At 70.3% G+C, this 19,452-nt stretch carries 18 protein-coding genes; 11 read left to right on the top strand and 7 right to left on the bottom strand.

Annotated features, from left to right (window positions below; all coding sequences use genetic code 11):
- Positions 1-38 precede the first annotated feature (38 nt).
- The 5 genes from AC1PZ7_RS18770 to AC1PZ7_RS18790 form a co-directional block, all read right to left on the bottom strand.
- A complete protein-coding gene (locus AC1PZ7_RS18770) occupies positions 39-839 on the bottom strand; it encodes a formylmethanofuran dehydrogenase subunit C (RefSeq protein WP_482356703.1) in 801 nt (266 codons plus the stop codon).
- Positions 836-1,768 carry a formylmethanofuran--tetrahydromethanopterin N-formyltransferase gene (fhcD, locus tag AC1PZ7_RS18775; RefSeq protein WP_482356704.1) on the bottom strand — a complete coding sequence of 311 codons (933 nt, stop codon included), beginning with the start codon at positions 1,766-1,768 and terminating at the stop codon, positions 836-838. The genes AC1PZ7_RS18770 and fhcD overlap by 4 nt, the downstream gene beginning before the upstream one ends.
- A 148-nt stretch (positions 1,769-1,916) precedes the next feature.
- Positions 1,917-3,584: a formylmethanofuran dehydrogenase subunit A gene (locus AC1PZ7_RS18780; protein WP_482356705.1), complete on the bottom strand. Its 1,668-nt coding sequence runs from the start codon at positions 3,582-3,584 to the stop codon at positions 1,917-1,919.
- A complete protein-coding gene (locus tag AC1PZ7_RS18785; protein WP_482356706.1) occupies positions 3,585-4,826 on the bottom strand; it encodes a formylmethanofuran dehydrogenase in 1,242 nt (413 codons plus the stop codon).
- Positions 4,827-4,843: 17 nt separating this feature from the next.
- Entirely contained in the window at positions 4,844-5,224 is a 381-nt protein-coding gene (locus AC1PZ7_RS18790) for a 4a-hydroxytetrahydrobiopterin dehydratase (RefSeq protein ID WP_482356707.1), read from the bottom strand.
- Between the two features lie 157 nt (positions 5,225-5,381).
- Here AC1PZ7_RS18790 and AC1PZ7_RS18795 point away from each other — a divergent pair, with 157 nt between their 5' ends.
- From AC1PZ7_RS18795 to AC1PZ7_RS18820, 6 genes are all read left to right on the top strand, one after another.
- Entirely contained in the window at positions 5,382-6,401 is a 1,020-nt protein-coding gene (locus tag AC1PZ7_RS18795; protein WP_482356708.1) for a beta-ribofuranosylaminobenzene 5'-phosphate synthase family protein, read from the top strand.
- Positions 6,402-6,489: 88 nt separating this feature from the next.
- Positions 6,490-7,386, top strand: coding sequence for an NAD(P)-dependent methylenetetrahydromethanopterin dehydrogenase (locus AC1PZ7_RS18800; RefSeq protein ID WP_482356709.1), 897 nt, complete (start codon positions 6,490-6,492; stop codon positions 7,384-7,386).
- Positions 7,352-8,512 carry an ATP-grasp domain-containing protein gene (locus AC1PZ7_RS18805; RefSeq protein ID WP_482356710.1) on the top strand — a complete coding sequence of 387 codons (1,161 nt, stop codon included), beginning with the start codon at positions 7,352-7,354 and terminating at the stop codon, positions 8,510-8,512. The genes AC1PZ7_RS18800 and AC1PZ7_RS18805 overlap by 35 nt, the downstream gene beginning before the upstream one ends.
- 6 nt (positions 8,513-8,518) lie before the next feature.
- The gene (gene mch, locus AC1PZ7_RS18810) at positions 8,519-9,490 is read left to right on the top strand and encodes a methenyltetrahydromethanopterin cyclohydrolase (protein WP_482356711.1); all 972 of its coding nucleotides are present in this window, start codon (positions 8,519-8,521) and stop codon (positions 9,488-9,490) included.
- A complete protein-coding gene (locus tag AC1PZ7_RS18815) occupies positions 9,487-10,395 on the top strand; it encodes a RimK family alpha-L-glutamate ligase (protein WP_482356712.1) in 909 nt (302 codons plus the stop codon). The genes mch and AC1PZ7_RS18815 overlap by 4 nt, the downstream gene beginning before the upstream one ends.
- Positions 10,392-11,228, top strand: coding sequence for a triphosphoribosyl-dephospho-CoA synthase (locus AC1PZ7_RS18820; protein WP_482356713.1), 837 nt, complete (start codon positions 10,392-10,394; stop codon positions 11,226-11,228). Before AC1PZ7_RS18815 ends, AC1PZ7_RS18820 begins: the two co-directional genes overlap by 4 nt.
- Here AC1PZ7_RS18820 and AC1PZ7_RS18825 read toward each other — a convergent pair.
- Positions 11,218-11,916 (bottom strand): HisA/HisF-related TIM barrel protein, encoded by a 699-nt coding sequence (locus AC1PZ7_RS18825; RefSeq protein ID WP_482356714.1) that lies wholly within the window; start codon positions 11,914-11,916, stop codon positions 11,218-11,220. The two genes, AC1PZ7_RS18820 and AC1PZ7_RS18825, sit on opposite strands and share 11 nt — an antisense overlap.
- Positions 11,917-11,942: 26 nt before the next feature.
- On the opposite strand from AC1PZ7_RS18825, the gene AC1PZ7_RS18830 reads away from it, so the two are divergent.
- The 5 genes from AC1PZ7_RS18830 (at position 11,943) to AC1PZ7_RS18850 (ending at position 18,676) form a co-directional block, all read left to right on the top strand.
- On the top strand, positions 11,943-12,908 hold the full coding sequence (locus AC1PZ7_RS18830) for an ATP-grasp domain-containing protein (RefSeq protein ID WP_482356715.1): 966 nt from the start codon (positions 11,943-11,945) through the stop codon (positions 12,906-12,908).
- Positions 12,905-13,948, top strand: a complete 1,044-nt coding sequence (locus AC1PZ7_RS18835; protein ID WP_482356716.1) for a hydantoinase/oxoprolinase family protein — start codon at positions 12,905-12,907, stop codon at positions 13,946-13,948. The genes AC1PZ7_RS18830 and AC1PZ7_RS18835 overlap by 4 nt, the downstream gene beginning before the upstream one ends.
- Positions 13,949-13,978: 30 nt before the next feature.
- Positions 13,979-14,341: a dihydroneopterin aldolase gene (gene folB / locus AC1PZ7_RS18840; protein ID WP_482356717.1), complete on the top strand. Its 363-nt coding sequence runs from the start codon at positions 13,979-13,981 to the stop codon at positions 14,339-14,341.
- 106 nt (positions 14,342-14,447) lie between these two features.
- Positions 14,448-17,096 (top strand): aminopeptidase N, encoded by a 2,649-nt coding sequence (gene pepN, locus AC1PZ7_RS18845; RefSeq protein ID WP_482356718.1) that lies wholly within the window; start codon positions 14,448-14,450, stop codon positions 17,094-17,096.
- A 116-nt stretch (positions 17,097-17,212) separates the two neighbouring features.
- Positions 17,213-18,676, top strand: a complete 1,464-nt coding sequence (locus AC1PZ7_RS18850) for a sensor domain-containing diguanylate cyclase (protein WP_482356719.1) — start codon at positions 17,213-17,215, stop codon at positions 18,674-18,676.
- A 4-nt stretch (positions 18,677-18,680) separates the two neighbouring features.
- Here AC1PZ7_RS18850 and fae read toward each other — a convergent pair whose 3' ends face one another.
- Positions 18,681-19,220 (bottom strand): formaldehyde-activating enzyme, encoded by a 540-nt coding sequence (fae, locus tag AC1PZ7_RS18855; RefSeq protein WP_482356720.1) that lies wholly within the window; start codon positions 19,218-19,220, stop codon positions 18,681-18,683.
- Positions 19,221-19,452 lie beyond the last annotated feature (232 nt).

Genomic DNA, 19,452 nt, shown 5'->3' on the forward strand with positions numbered 1-19,452 from the left:
TCGGCCCCCTGGGCCGTCCGGGATGACGTTTGACCGCCCTACGCCGCCGCCAGCACTTCCCCCTGCCCACCCATCAGCGTGTCGCCGACGAGGCGGCGCGCATGGGTCCAGCCGGCGAGCATGTCCTTCAGCTCCGGCACGCGCCGGGCGAGAAGGCGCAGCGCGATCAGCTCGTGCGCGCCGGTGTCGACGAAGCCGGCCGGCAGTTCCGGCACCGCGTTGACGAAGACCGTGCCGCGCTTCATGCCGCGCCCCATCAGCGGGCCGATGGCACCGCCGACGCTCACCGTGCCGGCGATCATGTCGGTCGCCAGCCCCTCGCCGGCGTCACCGGCGATGGTGATGAGCCCGCCGCGCTGGCGCTCGGCCGCGCGGTCCCCCGCATTGCCGCCGATCTTGAGCAGCCCGCCCGACATGCCGCGCCGCGAGCCGGAGGAGGCCCCGCCGGCATGCGCGCCGGCAGTGCCGGCCAGTTCGATGCGCCCGCCGGAGAGTTCGGCGCCGAGGAAGTCGCCGGCGTCGCCGCCGATGCGCAGCACGCCGCCGCCCATGCCGCGACCGGCCCAGGCGCCGACCCGGCCATCGACGATCAGTTCGCCCTCCAGCATGCCGGCACCGACGCCGTCGAGCCGCTCGTCGCCGATCTCGATCAGCAGCACGCCCTCAGGGGCGCTCTCGATGAAGAACAGATCGGCCAGCTTCACGCTGCGCGCGCCATAGGGAACGCCGATGTGCTCCAGCTCGCGCAGGGTGAGCGGGCAGGTGACGGCCGGCGTGATGCCGGAAAAATCCACCCGCGCCTCGAAGGGCGCGCGCGGCTTGAGAGAAACCCCGCTCATGCCGTCTCTCCCGCGCCGTTCTGCATGATCTCGCGCAGCTTGAAATGGAACGGCCCGAGATTGCCGCCGTAATTGCCGGCGTCGATCGCCACCACGCCGCCCTCGGCGCCGATGGCGCACACCGCCTCGATGCCCACGCGCGTCGCCTCCGACACCGCCTCGAAGCTCACGCCGTCGATGACGATCTCCAGCACCGAGCCGACGTCCGGCGGCAGGGCGCTCGGCCGCGTGCCGCGCAGGGTCGGGCAGTAGGCGTCGTTGGTGGAGGCGAACAGCCCCTTGTACTTCGAGCCGACCTTGGAGCCCGAGCGCACCACCCCGCCGGGGAAGGGCAGGATGATGCCCGGTACCTGAACCATCGCCGCCACCGCCGCCTCGGCCGCCCTCAGGGCCTCTCCCCGCGAACGGGCGAGGATGAGGAAATTGCCGCCGCCGACGCCCTCGACGGAGCCGGTATCCTCGTCGCAGACGAACTCGCCCTCCATCACCGGCAGGCGCCAGAAGCGCGTTCCCGCGCCCTTGCCGTCGCCAATCTTCTTGGAGATCTGGTTGCCGTCGGCGAAGTAGCGGATGGTCTTGGCCAGCGGCACGCGTTTGCCGCCCTCGATGCCGGCATAGCAGGCCGTCGTCGGGCAGGTCAGCACGCACTGGCCGAGGCGCAGCGGCACCACCTTCTTCAGCGAACCGAAGTCCATCGCGAAGATGAGCAGCGACACGCCCGGACGCCCGTCGGGCGTCTCCTCGGGCGCCAGGGTGCGCTCGATGCCGGCCTCGCAGCCGCAGCCGATGACCGAGGTGGCGAAACCCGTCGTCGTGCGGCCCGCCGTCAGCGCCCATTCCGGCGTGTCGGCGGTGACGATGAGGCGGGTGCCGACCATCGGGAAGGCTTCCGCGAACGTGTCGCGGATCTCGACGCCGTTGAGGATCATCGGGCGTCCTCCACGACCATCCTTCGAGGCTCGCTGCGCGAGCGCCTCAGGATGACGTTGCTCTTGAAGAAGGCCGTCATCCTGAGGTGCCCGGCAGCGCCGGGCCTCGAAGGATGCTCCGGCGGAAACGCGCAGTGCATGCCTGTCATCATGACGCCACCCCTTGGCATTTGAGGATGGTCGGGCCGGCGCCGTTCCTGACTTCACCGTCGCTGACGCGGAAATGCTGCGCCTTGAGGCCTACCGCCTCGTCGAACCAGCGCTGCATGTCCTTGTCGACCGAGCGGTCGAAGTCCGGGCGCACGACGTGGGTCGTGCCCTGCGCGAGTTCCACCACCACGCCGTCCTTCACGATCAGCCGGCCGTTCTTGAACACGAAGCGCGTGGTCGAGAACATCGCCTCACGGTCGCTGTCCTCCGTATGCACCGCGATGTCCGCCACCGCGCCGGGACCGAGATGGCCCTTGTCCTTCAGCCCGAGGATGCGGGCCGGGGCGGCACGCGTGAGGGTGGCGACCTCCTCCAGCGAATATTCGCGTTTGATCTCGGCGAGCAGCGTGTGCTTCTGCGCTGCCTTGTTGAGCGTGGCGAGCTGGGCGTTGCGGAAGTCGCGGTCCATCAAGAGGCGGATGAGGTGCGGATAGGTGGTGAACGGCCCGCCATTGGGGTGGTCGGTGGTCAGGAAGATCCGCCAAGGATCCTCGACCAGCAGGAACAGCTCCAGCCCGATCGCCCATTGCAGCGCGTTGACGAAGGACTTGTCCTTGTACTCGAACGGCACCACGCCGCAGGCGGCGTCCAGCTCGATGTCCATGCCGATGGACTTGTTCGGGCTGGCGAGGCCGCGATTGCGGTACTGCGACATGTAGTCGGCCGAGGCGGTGATGGTCTGGCCGAACATCACCTGCCCGACATCGACCGAGATGTTGGGATTGGCGTTGACCATCTCGGCGATCCGCGCCGCCGAGGAGGAGAAGCGCTTGTCGCCCTCGGTGCCGTAGGAATGAAACTGCAGATGCGTCAGGTGCAGCCGCCTCCCCTCGGTGGCGAGGATGGTGGCGAGCGTCGTCTCGTCATTTCCCGGCACGCCGAGATTGCAGCCATGCAGGTGGATCGGATGCGGCAGGCCGAGCTCCGTCACCGCCCGGATCAGCGTGGTCAGCACCTTGCGCGGGCTCACCCCGTAATGCGGGTTGGCCTCGTCGAGGTCCATCTTGCGGGCGTTGAACTTGAAGGCGTTGATGCCACCCGGATTGACGATCTTGATGGCGAAGGCCTGCGTCGCCTCGATCATCCAGCCGACATAGGCGTTGACCTGCTCCTGCCCGGCGCCGGCGGCCAGCAGGCGCTGGAAATAGTCGTCATTGCCAAGCACCAGATAGGCGCCGGTGTCGAGATTGGGGATGTCCGCCATTTCCAGATGCGCGCCGCGCGCATTGGCGCCGACCATCGCCGGCTCGAACACCGTCGTATAGCCCAGCTCGGCATAGCGGCAGCCGGTGGCGTGCGCGGTCGGCACCGCGCGTCCGCCGCCGCAGCCGCAGAAATTGCCCGGCATCTCCGGAAAGGCCCGCCGGTCCTCCTGCATCAGCAGGCGGGCGAGGTTCATCTTGCCGCCGGCGATGTGACTGTGCAGATCGATGCCGCCGGCCATGACGACATCGCCGCCCAGGTCGTACTCGGCATCGGCCTTCAGGCCGGTGGCGGCGACGATGCGCCCATCCTCGATCTCGATGTCACGCACGGTCCCGGTGGCGACACCGTTTTCGCCATTGGCCGGGTCGAGCACACGCCCGCCCTTCAGCCGCAGTCTCATTTACCCCTCCGCTATGCGACGCACAGCCTCGGCGACGCTGGGAAGCGTCGCGACGCGCAAGGCGCCGAGCGGCAGGCTCACGATGGAATCCATGCGGAACACCGTTCCGGCGTGGTCGACGCCGGGAGTGCCCACAGGGATAAGAACATCAGGTTCTGTTTCGAATACTGTTTCGGGATGGGCAAGGGCAATGACCTTGCCGGCGAAGGCAGGCGGCGGCTCCGGCCGGAACGCCGACACCCAGACGAGCACGTCGGCGTCCACGAGCGCCGCCTCGGTGGCGTGGAGCGCGCCATCATGCGCGCTCGACTGGCCGCGCACGACGGTGCGCAGCGGGTAGCCGAGACGCCACAGAAGCAGCTGGTTGACGCCGATCAGGTTGTCGCGCCCGCCGAGCGGAAACACGCCGGCGCGGGTGGTGAGGTTGAGCGCATCGACCAGCGCGGTCGCCCGCTCGGCCACGAGGTCTCCCTCGTCAAGCTCCGCCGCGCTCCAGGTGACAACCGCGTAATGGGCGTTGCGCAGTTCCTCCGCCACTCCCGCGAGCACATCCGCGCCCACCCCGCCGAAGCTCTCGCCCGGCGGATGGCGGCCGGCGAGGAGGCTGCCGAGCGCCTCGAGCACCGCCACCGGATCGCGGGTCGCGTGATGCACGACCTCGGCGCCGGAAAGCTGGGCCTTGGCCTTTTCGCCCGGCGCGCCGCCGAGGAACACGACCTTGCGGCCCGCGCCGGCGAAAAGCGGCGACTGCGGGAAGAACCGTTCGAACAGCCGGCCCCAGGTGGCGGCGGGATCGCCGCCGACCACCAGCAGCACGTCGCAGCGGTTGCGCACCTCGGCAAGCGTCGTCGACAGCCAGCCGGTGCGCTGCGCGGCGGCGTAATTCCGGAAAAGACCTTCGGAGGCGTAGTGGTCGAGCGTCCCGCCGAAGCGGATGGCGAGGTCGACCAGCGCGCCGGCGCCGGCCATGTCGGTGCCGAGGCCGCCGATCATCGGCGCACGCGCCTCCGCCAGCAGGCGCCGCGCCGCCGCGACCGCATCATCGAGGCTCGCTGGCGTGCCGGCCAGGCTCGCCGGCCGGTCGGCCACGTCGAGGCGCCGGAGCAGCCGCGCCGCCTCCGGGCAGACGTCACCCTTCGCGCGGACCTCGCGCCCCCCGACCTCCACCGTCAGGTCATCGCATCCGAGCCCGCAGAAGCCGCAGACCACGTCATGGATCGTCTCGGTGGAAGCATTGGCCATGGTTCAATCGCAACCGTTCAATCGTATTTGATGTAGGCGAAGCGCAGATCGCCGCGCGGCGTGCCTTCCAGCGCGCTGTCCGGCTCGGTTCCCGGCTGCCAGCCGACAACGTCCTCGATCTTCTTCGCCAGTTGAAAGTCCCGCTCGGTGATGCCCTTGGCGTCGTGCGACATCAGCCGCACCTCGACCCAGGCATAGGAGGCGGTGAGGTCGGGATGGTGCCAGGCCGCCTCGGCAAGATGCCCGACGGCGTTGATCACCATCAACGTGCCCTTCCAGCTCGACGTGCGGTAGGTACGCCGAATCCACCCGTCCTGCAGCTTCCAATGCGGCAGGTCGGCGGCAAGGCGTTCCTCCACCTCACTGTCGGTGAAGGTTTTTTTCGGGTCCAGCGCCATGTCCTGGCGTCCTCCTGGCGGCGTTCGCCCGTTCTGTCGCGGGCGGCTTTGACCGATTCGGTAGCACGCGCCCGGCGCTTCCCGCAAACGCCGATATCGCCGGGCGGCTTGTCCGCGCCGCATTCCGCGCCTTACCATGGCCGACGAGGAAACGCTGGTGAACACCACAACACGGCAATTCAGCACGGCGAAGGAAGAGCGGGACAAGGCGACGGTGCGCATCACCGCGCCGGGTCGGCTGCACCTTGGATTCCTTGATCTTGCCGGCACGCTGGGCCGGCGCTTCGGCAGCCTCGGCATCACCCTCGACCGCCCCTCGACCGTGGTGCGCATGCGCCGCGCCGAGCGGCTTTCCGCCAGCGGACCGGACGCCGGGCGCGCACTGGCGGCGGTCGAGAAGGCGGCGGCACGCTTCGGCCTCGACAAGGCGGTCGAGGTGACGGTGGAAACCGCGCTGCCGCCGCATTCCGGCCTCGGCTCGGGAACCCAGCTCGGCCTTGCCGTCGCGACGGGGCTCTGCCTTGTCAACGGCCTCGACATCTCTCCCCGCGACGTGGGCGCGGCTTTGGGTCGCGGCGCCCGCTCGGCGATCGGCATCGGCGCCTTCACCGAGGGCGGCGTGATCCTCGACGGCGGCAAGAAGCGCGGCTCGGATGCGCCGCCGCCCATCCTCTCGCGCCTGCCTTTCCCCGAGAACTGGCGCCTGCTGCTGGTATATGACCACGGTCATCAAGGGCTTAGCGGCCCGGAGGAAGTGAGCGCGATGGAAGGGCTGCCGCCCTTCGCCGACACCCTCGCCGGCCATATGGCGCGGCTGGCGGTGATGGTCGCGCTGCCGGCTCTGGCCGAAGAGGATGTGGATTACTTCGCCGCCGCGGTCGGCGAAATGCAGCGCCTGCTCGGAGAGCACTATGCGAGCGCACAGGGTGGCCGCTATACAAGCAGTTCCGTCGCCGAGGTGATGGATTGGCTGGAGGCTCGCGGATTGCGCGGCCTCGGCCAGAGTTCCTGGGGGCCCACCGGTTTTGCCATTCTCGGCAGTCCGGAAGAGGCCGACCAGCTGATCAGCGAGGCCCGCGTTCGCTTCGGCGACCGGCCCGCTCTGGCTTTCGACTGCGCGCGCGGCAGCAATGCCGGCGCACGGATCGAGTGGCTTGCCTGCGTCGAGCAGTGCTAGCGGCGGTTTTGGCGTAACGCCCGCGTCGCTCCCCCATCTTCCGCACGAGAGGCCGCAAGGCCCGATTCTGACCTAGGGAATGGACGCAATGGCGGATATCGCCCCGATTCTTCACATCATTTCGCCGCTTCGCCACGTCAGCCCGTTCGACGTCAACATGGCCGTCGACGCCGGCTACACCACCATCCTCCCCTATTCGGGGGTCACGCTGGACGAGGTCGGCGACCTGACGCAGGACATGATGTTCTCGCGCCACCCCGACGCCGCGCCGCGCACCGGCCTGTTCATCGGCGGCAAGGATGCGGGTCTCGCCCTCGACATGGCGAACAAGGCGAAGAGCGTGCTGTTCCCGCCCTTCGAGATTTCCGTCTTCGTCGATCCGGCCGGCTCCTTCACCACCGCCGCCGCCATGGTGGCCGAGGTCGAGCTGAAGCTGCGCCCCACCCGCCCCGAGGGGCTCAAGGGCGTGAAGGTTCAGGTCTATGGCGCGACCGGCGTGGTCGGCGGCATTGCCGGCGTGATCGCCGCGCAGGCCGGCGCCGAGGTGACGCTGGTCAGCCACCGCGACATCGAGGCGGTCGAAGTCAAGGCGCGCGACTTCAAGCAGCGTTTCGGCGTCGACCTCGCCAGCGCCAGCGGCAAGAGCGACGAGGACAAGCGTGCCCTGCTGGCGGATGTCGAGGTGGTGCTCGCCTGCGGCCGCGCCGGCGTCGAGATCCTCTCTGCCGAGGCGCTCGCCGGCGCGAAGCACCTCAAGGTCGCCGCCGACGTCAACGCGGTGCCGCCCTCGGGCATCGCCGGCATCGACGCCCATGCCGACGGCAAACCTCTTGTGAATGGCGCGCTCGGCATCGGCGCACTGACCATTGGCCATCTCAAATATCGCGTGCAGCATGAGCTGTTGAAGCGAATGCGCGTTACGCCGTCGGCGCTGACGATCGGATTCGAAGATGCCTTCCTCCTCGCACGATCACTCACGGCCTAGGGAAGAGGCCGATGTCGTCATCGTTGGCATCGCCGCGCGGGGGTTGGCAGCCGCCGCCCGCCGCGCCGGCCTGCGCGCCCTCGTCCTCGACCTGTTCGGGGACGAGGACACGCGCGATCTCGCGGTCGCAGCCATTCCGCTGCGCCGCCTCGGCGGCTTCACCATCGATCCGGACGACCTCTTCGAACAGCTGGCCATCCATGCCGGGCCGGCTCTTCCAGTCGTGCTCGGCACCGGCTTCGAGCATGCGCCCGAGCTGGTCGAGAAGCTGGCGGGACGCTTCCGGCTGGTGGGCAACGGGCAAGACGCCCTCGCCTGGCTCAAGGAGCCGATGCTCTTCGACCGGCTGCTCAACGATCTCGGCATCCCGCATCCGCGGATCTTTCCCGACGCCGCGCCGGCGGGCACCCGGACGCTGGAGAAATGCATCGGCGGCTCCGGCGGCTGGCATGTGCGCCCTGCAGCGCAGGCGCGCGGCAAGGGCTGGTATCTGCAGGAATATGTGGAAGGGCGCACCGTCTCCGCCCTCTTCCTCGGTGATGGGCGGGCGGCGCGGCTGCTGGCCTTCTCCGAGCAGTGGTGCGCCCCGAGCCCGGACGCGCCGTTCCGTTACGGCGGCGCAGTCGGCCCGATCGGGCTGGAGGACGCCATCGGGCGGGCGGTGGACCGCGCCCTCCAGCGCATCGTCGGCACGGTCGGGCTCGTCGGCCTCGCCAGCGCCGATCTGGTCGTCACACCGGGCGGCTGGAGCCTGCTCGAAATCAACCCCCGCCCGGGCGCGACGCTCGACCTCTTCGACCGGCCGCCGCTGCCGCCGCTTCTGCGGCTGCACATCGACGGCTGCGCGGGACAGCTCCCGGAGCTTGACGTCCTCACGCCCGACGGCATCGACACACGCGCCGCCGGCATTCTTTACGCGCCTGCCGCCTTCGAGATGCGGCGCGGCGCGCTTCCCGACTGGGTGGCCGACCGTCCACCCCCCGGCACGCGCATCGAGGCGGGCGAGCCCGTCTGCACGGTGTTCGCGACCGGGCACGACATCACCGAAGCCCGCGAAGATCTTTCGCGGCGCATGGATCATCTTTGGCGCGAGCTGAGCGCGGCGAGCCGCAAGGCTGCGGAGTAATTCCCTATGGGCGACATCAATCTGAACAATCTGCGTCCGAGCGTCTCGGCGCTCGCGGCCCCCCTTGTCGAGGACCTGGTCGACAAGGCCACCATCCTGCGGCTCGGCGTGAGCCGCAGCCCCTGCGGCGCACGCATCGTCGATGCCGGCATCCATGCGCGCGGCGGTCTTGAGGCCGGCCGGCGCATCGCCGAAATCTGCCTCGGCGGCCTCGGCGCGGTGAGCCTCGGCACCAGCGGACGCTTCCCGCGCTGGGGCACCATGGTCACCGTGACCACCGCCGATCCCGTCATCGCCTGCCTCGGCAGCCAGTATGCCGGCTGGAGCCTGGCGGAGGGCGACTTCTTCGCCCTCGGCTCGGGGCCCGCCCGCGCGCTCTGGGGGAAGGAGACCCTGTTCGAGGAGCTCGGCTATCGCGACAGCGCCGACCAGGCCTGCCTCGTGCTGGAGGTCGACCGCACCCCGCCGGACATCCTCGTCGCGCGCATCGCCGAGGAGTGCGGCATCGCGCCGGAAAGGCTGACGCTCATTCTGACGCCGACCAGCAGCCTCGCCGGCACGGTACAGATCGTCGCCCGTGTGCTGGAAGTGGCGCTGCACAAGACGCACGCCCTGCACTTCCCGCTCGACCGGGTGGTGGACGGTATCGGCTCCTCGCCGCTGCCGCCGCCGGCGCCGGATTTCGTCGCGGCGATGGGGCGGACCAACGACGCGACCCTCTATGGCGGCGACGTGCAGCTCTTCGTCACCGGCCCGGAAAGCGAGGCGCGCGAACTCGCCGAGGGCCTGCCCAGCTCCTCCTCGCGCGACCATGGGCGCACCTTCGCCGAGATCTTCACCGCCTATAAGGGCGACTTCTACGCCATGGACCCGATGCTGTTCAGCCCGGCGCGCGTCACCGTGACGGCGCTGGAGACCGGCCGTAGCTTCACTTTCGGCGCCTTCCACGACGACATTCTGGAGCGTTCCTTCGCATGAGTCCGGAACGTTCCGATACGGTCGTCATCTTCACCGAGGACGCCGATTGGCACACGCGCCGCCTCAAGGCGGCGATCGAGCGCGAGGGCCTCGACGTCCTCGTGCTGTCCCTCAACGATTGCGGCTTCGCCATCGGCGAGACGGCGCACGGCCTCGTGCTGCCCGGCCTCGGCGACAGGCTGCCGGCGGCCGCCTTCGTCCGCCTCATCGCCAAGGGCTCGACCGAGCAGATCACCGCGCGGCTCGGCCTTCTGCATGCCCTGCGCGAGCTCGGCGTGAAGGTGATGAACGACGCCCGCGCCGTCGAGCGCTGCGTCGACAAGTCGATGACCAGCTTCCTCATCGCGAAGGCCGGGCTGCCGACGCCGCGCAGCTTCGTCCGCGAGGACCGCGCGGCGATGCAGGCGCTGGTCGACGAGGCGCCCGGCGACATGGTGCTGAAGCCGCTGTTCGGCGCGCAGGGGCGCGGCATACGCCGCATCCCGCGCCGCTCGCCGCTGCCCGACCCGGAGAAGGTCGGCGGCATCTACTATCTGCAGGACTTCGTCGCCGCCCCCGCCGCCGAGAGCTATCAGGACTGGCGCGTCTTCGTCATCGGCGACAAGGTCGCGGCGAGCATGCTGCGCCGCTCGCCGAGCTGGATCACCAACATCCATCAGGGCGCGGTCGGCGCGCCCGCGCCGTTCGACCCGCGCGCCCACGATCTCGCCATCCGCGCCACCGCCGCCGTCGGCGCCGACTATGCCGGGGTCGACCTGATCGAGGACGTGAACGGCACGCTGCAGGTACTGGAGGTCAACTCCATGCCGGCCTGGAAGGGACTGCAGAAGACGGCCGACATCGACGTCGCCGGCGCGCTCGCCCGCCACCTCGTCGAGACATTATCGCGCGTGCCCGCCATATGAGAGCCGCCGCCATCGAGGCCGCGTTCCGCGACGCCTGCCACGCCGAGCTGGACGCGCTGAAAGCGGGCAATGTGCACCGCTTCAGCGCCGGCCACGGCATGGAGGTCGCCCATTTCGAGCGGGCGGCGGACGCGGCGGCGCCCTTCATCGCGGCACCGGGCGAGCGGGTCGGCACCCGCATCGAGACGGCGGTCGGCGCCTCGCTCAGGGCGACCGGGCTCAACACCAATCTCGGCATCGTGCTGCTCTGCGCCCCGCTGGCCGCCGCCGCCGAACGGCCCGGCCCGCTCAGGCCCAACCTGCAGGGCGTGCTGGACAGCCTCGACCTCGCCGACGCCGAGGCGGCATTCCGCGCCATCGCCGCCGCCAGTCCCGGCGGCCTCGGCCGGCACGAGACGCACGACGTCGGCGCCCCCGCCCGCATCGGCCTCGTCGAGGCGATGGCCCTGGCGGCGGAACGCGACCGCATCGCCCGGCAATATGCCGGCGGCTTCGCCGACCTGTTCGACGTCGGCCTCGCCCGCTTCGCCGCGCTCTGCAGCGCCGATCCGCAGGCGCGGACGGAGGCAGTGCACCTCGCCTTCATGGCGGCCTTTCCCGACAGCCACATCGCCCGCAAATTCGGCCCCGAGACCGCAGAGCAGGTTCGGACGGAAGCGGCCGGGGTGGCGGCCGGCATCGATTTCCTCGGCCCGGCGCCCGCCCGCCACGCGCGGCTGCTCGCCTTCGACGCCTCGCTGAAGGCGCGCGGGCTCAACCCCGGCACCAGCGCCGACCTCACTGTCGCCACGCTGTTCGCGGCGGCGCTCGGCGCCTCGCGCTTCAGCCCATGAAGGCGGCGACATCCTCCCGCGACAGCCGCCCGTCATGCAGCGCGCTCGCCAGCAGCACGCCGGCGACGCCGAGATCGGCGAGCCGATGAAGGTCCGACACGTCCCGCACCCCGCCAGCCGCGTAGACCCGCCGCCCGTCGGCCCGCGCCAGAATGCCGGCGAGCCGCTCGACATCGGGACCCTGGCCGGCGCCGACGCGCGCCAGCGTCATGACGATCACCGCATCGGGCCACAGCCCGGCGCGGGCGTGCAGTTCCGAAGGCCCGCGCGGCCCCTCCGGGCCGTAGTCGAGCGACAGCAAGCCGCCGCCGGCCGCCAGCGCGGCCACTGCATCGTCGCGGCTGGCGAGGCTCTCGCTGCCGATCACCGGGCGGCCGGGCCCTTGCCCCACACGGCGGGCGAGCGCCTCGGGGGAAGCCTCGCCGGCATCGACCCAGAGCGCCAGAGCGGGGTGGCGCGCCGCGAGCCCGGCCAGCACCTCGTCATGCCCGCCTTTGCCGGCGATAGCGTCGAGATCGGCGATGTAGAGGGTGCGGAAGGCGCCGCGCGCCAGCAGCCCGTCCGCGACGTCCAGCGGCGCGGCGCTGGTCGACAGCGGCGTCTCGATGGGGCGGTAGGCGTCGCGCGCCCCGCGCCGCGCATGCACCACCACACCTCCCATAAGGTCGATCACCGGTATAAGTTCCACCCCGTCCTTCCTTTCCTGGCGTATCGATGATGCTGGTCTTCGTCTGCGAAACGGTCACTGGTGGCGACTATCTCGACAGCGAGCTGCCCGGCTCGCTGATAGCCGAAGGCGAGCTGATGCGCGACACGCTCATCGCCGACCTCGAGGACCTGCCGGGCGTCCGGGTGATCACCACGCATGACGCGCGCCTGTCGCCGCCGCCGCGCGGCACCAGCACGGCGCTGCGCCTCGGCGAGGATCCCTCCTCGATCTGGAACATGATGGCCGAACAGGCCGATTGCTGCTGGCCGATCGCGCCGGAGACCGACGGCATGCTGGAACGGCTCGCCGAACGGCTGCGGGCGCGCAACCGCCGCGTCATTCTGCCCGATCAGGCGACGCTCGCGCTCTGCGCCAGCAAGCTGCGCACCGCCGAGGCGCTGTCGGCGGCCGGCGTGCCGACCGTGCCGACCTGGCGGCTCGATGCCATTCCCGACGGTGTGCCCGGTCCCTATGTGGTCAAGCCGGACGACGGCGCCGGAGCGATGGACGTGCGCATCTTCCAGTGCCGGCCGAAGCCCCCCTACCCCGCCGGGCTGGTGATCCAGCCGCTGGTCGAGGGCGCCGCCTTGAGCCTCACCCTGCTCTGCCAGGGCGGCCGCGCCCATGTCCTCACCGCCAACCGCCAGCATGTGGCGCCGCACGATGGCGCCTTCCGCTTTTCCGGCGTCACCGTCGGCGCCATGCCGGTCAGCGAGGAACTGCGCGCCTTCGCCGGGCAGGTCGGCACGGCGTTGCCGGGCCTGCACGGCATTGTCGGCGTCGACTATATCGCCACGGCGCAGGGCCCGGTGGCGATCGACGTCAATCCGCGCCTCACCACCTCCTATGCCGGCCTGCGCCGGGCGCTCGGGATCAACCCGCTCGCCTTCGTCGCCGAGCTCATCCGCGACGGCGTCGTGCCCGACCTGCCGCATCTCCCTCCCGCCATTCCCGTCGAGGTCCTGCCGTGAACAACATTTCCCGTCTCGGATGGGACGTCGGCGGCGCGCATGTGAAGCTCGCCGCCTTCGGCCAGGATGGCCGGCTCAAGGCGGTGCGCATCGCGCCGTGCCCGGTGTGGAAGGGCGAGGACCAACTCGCCGCGGCGCTGCGCGACCTGCGGGCGGAGTTCGAGCCGGACGTGCCTTCCGCCGTCACCATGACCGCCGAGGGCGCCGACCTCTGGCCCGACCGCCGTTCCGGTGTCATCGCCACCTCGGCGCTGCTGATGCGGGAACTGGGCGGCGCGCCGCTCGCCCTGTTCGCCGGGCCGGAGGGCTTCGTGACGCCCGACCGCGCTGCGATCCATGCCGACGCCATCGGCTCAGCGAACTGGTACGCGAGCGCCGCCGTGCTGTCGCATCTGCTGCCGGAGGGCATTCTGCTCGACATCGGCTCGACCACCGCCGACCTCATCCCCTTCGGCAGCGGCCGGGTGGCGGCGCGCGGCTTCTCCGACGCCGAGCGGCTGGCCAATAACGAGCTGATCTATACCGGCATCGCCCGCACCCCGGTGATGGCGCTGGCGACGCAGGCGCCGTTCAACGGCCGCTGGCTGCCGCTGATGGCCGAGCACTACGCCACCACGGCGGACATCTACCGCCTGACCGGCGAACTGCCGGAGGGCGCCGACCTGCACCCCAGCGCCGATGGCGGCCCCAAGACCGAGGAGGCGAGCGCCCGCCGCCTGCTGCGCATGGTCGGGCACGATCTCTCCCCGGCGACGCGGGCCAAGGCGAAGGCGCTGGCGCGTCATCTCGCCGAGGCGCAGATGGCCCGCCTCGGGAGCGCGCTCGACTGCGTCGCCTCCGGCCTCGAGGTCGAACCGGACCTCATCGTCGGCGCCGGCGTCGGCCGCTTCATCGCCGCCCGCCTCGCCGACCGGCGCAATCTCGCCTATCTCGACCTCGCCGACGTGCTGACCGACGATCCCGCTCTCGCCCGCCAGGCGGCCGATTGCGCGCCGGCAGTGGCGGTCGGCCTGCTCGCCGCCGCCCTCTCGCCCGCCTGATCCCACACCCGAAAGCCGGAACGCCTGCCGATGTCCGACCGCATCTTCCTTCGTGGCGTGGAACTGCACGCCAAACACGGACTGTTCGAGGAGGAGGCGCGGCTCGGCCAGCGTTTCGTCGTCGACATCGACTGGTGGCTCGACACCGGCCCCGCCGCCGCGCACGACGATTACGGCGAGACCGTCGGCTACGAAAAGGTGTTCGAGATCATCCACGAGGTTTCCTCCGGCCACCGCTTCCACATTCTCGAAGCCTTCGCACAGACGATCGCGGCGACGGTGCTGACCCGCTATCCGCGCGTCGAGAAGGTGCGGGTGGAGATTCACAAGCCGGCCGCGCCCATCGCCGGCATCTTCCGCGACGCCGGCGTCGAGATCACCCGCCTGCGCTGAGCGCAATCGGCGCCGCCGGACATCCGCGCCGGACCGGGGCTTCCGGTCGGGCGCGCGAGTGCCTACCTCTTGCACCTATCCCCGCCGAATCCTCCGGGAGTTCCAGATGCCGCGCGATACCGTTCCCCAGCCCGTCCGCCTCAGCGAATACCGGCCGCCGGACTGGCTCGTGGACACCGTGCACCTGGATGTGCGCCTGCACCCCACGGCCACGCGCATCCTCGCCCGGCTGGCGATGCGGCCGAACCCGGAGGGGCGCGAGGGCTCGCCCATTGTGCTCGACGGCGACGAACTGGCGCTGAAATCCGTCGCCCTCGACGGCGCGCCGCTGGCCGGCAATGCGTATGTGGCCACGGCCACGGCGCTGACCATCCTCGCGCCGCCCCAGCAGGAGCTGACGCTGGAGATCGAGACCGTCGTCGACCCCTCCGCCAACACCAAGCTGATGGGCCTCTACCGCTCCAGCGGCACCTATTGCACCCAGTGCGAGGCCGAGGGCTTCCGCCGCATCACCTATTTCCCCGACCGGCCGGACGTACTCGCCGTCTACACCACCCGCATCGAGGCCGAGCGCGAGGAGGCACCCGTCCTGCTCGGCAACGGTAACCCGGTGGAGAGCGGCGAGGTGGAGGGCACCAGCCGCCACTATGCGATCTGGCACGATCCCTGGCCCAAGCCCTGCTATCTCTTCGCCCTCGTCGGCGGAAAGCTCGACCGGATCACCGACCACTTCGTCACCGCCACCGGCAGGAAGGTCGAGCTCGGCATCTATGTCGAGCCCGGCAAGACCGAACGCGCCGGCTACGCCATGGACGCGCTCAAGCGCTCCATGCGCTGGGACGAGGAGGCGTTCGGCTGCGAGTACGACCTCGACGTCTTCAACATCGTCGCCGTCGCCGACTTCAACATGGGCGCGATGGAGAACAAGGGGCTCAACGTCTTCAACGACAAATACGTCCTCGCCAGCCCCGAGACGGCGACCGACGCCGACTACGCGAACATCGAGGCGATCATCGCCCACGAATATTTCCACAACTGGACCGGCAACCGCATCACCTGCCGTGACTGGTTCCAGCTCTGCCTCAAGGAAGGGCTCACGGTCTTCCGCGACCAGGAATTCTCCTCCGACCAGCGCTCGCGCCCGGTGAAGCGCATTTCCGACGTGCGCCTGCTCAAGAGCCACCAGTTCCCCGAGGATGCCGGCCCGCTGGCGCATCCGGTGCGGCCCTCGACCTATCGCGAGATCAACAACTTCTACACGGCGACCGTCTACGAGAAGGGCGCCGAGGTCGTGCGCATGCTGAAGACCCTGCTCGGTGCGGAAGGCTTCCGCGCCGGCATGGACCTCTATCTCGACCGGCACGATGGCGACGCCGCCACCGTCGAGGACTTCCTCGCCTGCTTCGCCGACGCCAACGGCGTCGACCTGACGCAGTTCGCGCTCTGGTACGCCCAGTCCGGCACGCCGCATCTGGCCGTCACCGGCCAGTGGGACGAGGCGGCGCGGACCTTCCGGCTCGACGTCGCCCAGACGCTGCCGCCGACGCCCGGCCAGTCCGACAAGCAGCCCATGGTGATCCCGCTCAACCTCGGCCTGGTCGGGCCGGACGGCGCCGACATGCCGATGCGCCTCGACGACGGCACCAATGCCGAGCGCGGCGTGCTGCTCGTCACCCAGCCGCGCCAGAGCTTTGTCTTCCGCGACATCGCCGCGCGGCCGGTCGCCTCGCTCAATCGCGGCTTCTCCGCGCCGGTCCGGCTGACCAGCGACCTGTCGACGGCGGACCTGCTGTTCCTCGCGCGCCACGACAGCGATCCGTTCAACCGCTTCGACGCCGGCCAGACCATCGCCCTCGCCCATCTCGTGGAAGCCACCGCCGCCCTCCGCGCCGGGCGCGCGCTGCCGCCGCCGGCCGCCCTGGTGGAGGCGCTCGGCGCCACGCTCGACGACCCGACGCTGGACCCCGCCTTCATCGCGCAGGCGCTCTCCGTCCCCTCGGAGAGCGACGTGGCGCGCGAGATCGGCCAGGATGTCAATCCCGATGCCATCCATGACGTCCGCACCGGCCTGCGGCGCGCGCTGAGCCAGGCGCTGGCGCCGGCGCTGGAGGCGATCCATGCGCGCCACGCGCCCGACGGCGCCTTCACGCCGGACGCGGCCTCGGCCGGCCGCCGCGCCCTGCGCAATGCCTGCCTCGACCTGCTCGCCGCCGGCGGTTCGGCCGCTTCCATCGACCGGGCGCTCGCGCATTTCCGCGCGGCCGACAACATGACCGACCGCTTCCTCGCCCTGGCGGTGCTCGCCCATGCGGCCCCCGATGCACGCGAGGAGGCGCTGGCGGCGTTCTATGAGCGCTTCCGCGACGACCCGCTCGTCGTCGACAAATGGCTCGGCCTGCAGGCGCAGATCGCCGAGGCCGGCACGCTGGAGCGCGTGCGCGCGCTCACCGCGCACCCCGCCTTCGCCTGGAGCAATCCCAACCGGGTGCGTGCGCTCATCGGCACCTTCGCCGGCGCCAACCAGACGCAGTTCCACCGGGCCGACGGCGCCGGCCACGATCTCGTCGCCGATGCGGTGCTCGATATCGACGGGCGCAACCCGCAGCTCGCCGCGCGGCTGCTGGCCGCGTTCAAGAGCTGGCGGTCGCTGGAGCCGGTCCGCCGCGCCTCGGCCGAACGTGCCCTGCGCCGCGTCGCCGCCCGGCCGGGCCTGTCGCCGGACGTCTCCGACATCGTCTCGCGCTCGCTCGACTAGAAACCCCGGTCCGGTCCCGAGGCCGCATTGGACGGCTGTATAATAAATGAAATGTCAGGCATTCCGAACGATGCGGATCGGCGCTAGAGTGCCCTGCATTAAAGGGATTCCGGTTCATGAGCAGTCACGCGTTCGCGTCGGGTGACGCGGTCAGAGTGCAGCCGGAGGCGGCCTTCGCCGACGCCCCGGTCGCACTGTGCGTGATAGGCCGGGATTTCGGCCTGCTCGCGGTGAATGCCCAGATGGCCGAACTGCTCGGCCAGTCGCCGCGGGACGTCATCGGCAGATCCATCGAGCAGTTTCTTCCCGGCGCCGCGGCGCTCGTGCGGCTGTGGTTCGCGCGGGCGGCCGCCGGCCGGCCGACCTCCGAGCAGGAGCTGACCGAGCCCGGTACCGGCCGCACCTATCTCGCCTCCGCGCGCGCCTTGCTCGATCCCGAGGGTCGGCCCGCGAGCCTGTCCATCGCGCTCACCGACATCACCCGCCGCCACCAGCGGCGCACCGATCTCGCGCGGCGCGAGCGGCGCATCGGCTCCGCCCTGGAGAGCGCCGGCCAGTGGATCTGGGAGCTCGACATCGGCACGGGCGTCGTGCGTCGTTCCGCCCACTGGAAGACCGCCCTCGGCTTCGGCGCCGACGACGTTTCCGCGCAGGAGGAACATACCGCCTGGGCCGTGGTCCACCCGGAGGACAGGCCGATGGTGCTCCAGCGCTACGCACAGGTTCTCGACGGCCGCAGCGACATCTTCGAGGCGGTCTATCGGATACGCGACAAGTTCGGCTCGTGGCGCTGGATTCTCGGCCGCGGCCGCATCGTCGAGCACGACGCCGAGGGCAAGCCGCTGCGCCTGCTCGCCACCAGCGTCGACATCACCCGACAGAAGGAAATCGAGGAGGAACTGGCCGCGACGGTTCGCCAGCGCGAACGGCTGGAGCGCGAACTGATCGAGGCCAATCGACGCCTGACCGAACTGTCCGAAATGGACCCGCTCACCCAGCTGCCCAACCGGCGCAAGTTCGACGCGGTGCTGGCGCACGAGGCCGGCCGGGTCGAACGGCACAAGCCGTCGCTGGCGCTGATGATGATCGATGTCGACGACTTCAAGTCCTACAACGACCTCTACGGCCACATCGAGGGCGACGACTGCCTGCGCCGCATCGCCGAGACGCTGCGCGGCTGCACCCGGAGCGCCGGCGACCTCGTCACCCGCTATGGCGGCGAGGAATTCGCCGTCATCCTGGCGGACGCCGACGAGAAGGACGCGCTCGCCGTCGCCATCGAGATGCTGCGCGCCATGCGGGCGCTGCGCGTTGCCCATGCCGGCAGCCCGTTCGGCTTCGTGACCGTCAGCATCGGAGTCACCGTCCGCAGCGCCGGGGAAGGCGCGCCGGCGCTGTCGATCTCAAGCCTCGTCGCCAGCGCCGACCGCGCGCTCTATGCCGCCAAGGAGGCCGGCCGCAACCGTGCCCTCATGGTCGGGATGGACGGCACGATGCGCCCGGCACTGCTGCCGGAAGCAGCCGTCATCGGCCCATCGCCGCCGGACGCCAAGGCGCCGGATCTGCGCGCCCGGCGCTAGCGCCTCAGTACTCGACCACGCCTTCCAGCGCGTAGTGCTTGACCGTCTTGCGGTTGGCGATCAGCTCGTCGACCGTCGGCTTGCCGGTCATGGCGCGCTCCAGCGCGATCTTCATCGCCTCGTAATTGGTGCGGTACAGGTCCGCCTTGTCGAGGTTCGCATCCTCGGCGCAGCGCGGGTCGAGCCACACCATCACGATCATGCACAGCTCGTCCGCCTGGTCCTTCGGCAGGATGCCCTCGCTGAGCGCGTCGACGATGGCGTCGCCGATGGCGCCCTGCACCACGCCGCCGAGCAGGTCGACATATTCCAGCGTGTGGATGGTCGCCTTGGTGGTCATCATCGTCGCCGGGCGCACCTGCTGGTTCAGGTCGCGCACCACGAACATGCGGGTGTGCCCCTGCACCTGGCCCATCATCGAGGCGAAGGCGTGCCCCGCCGGGCCGCGCACCGAGCCGATCAGGACTTCCGGCATCGCGTCGGTGAACTGTCCGTCGGCGGCGAGCACGGTCGCCTCGCCGGTGCGGAACCAGATGTCGCTCATATGATCTTCTCCCGTCAGCTGCCGCCCGAAACGGGCGATTGCGCATAGCATCGGCCGCCCCGCGGCGTCCATGCGACGCGGTTGTCGCCTTCCGTCACCCGCTTTGTCCGCAGCCGCCACACACCGAGGCACCGCAATCACGCCCGAAGGTTGCAGAATCGTTAACTTGACTCCTCGGGACTCTGGACAGGTAGGGGGCGCATCGATTCAAATCGGAGTGATTCGGAGAGAT

The organism is Ancylobacter sp. TW_SC_1 (assembly GCF_056836805.1).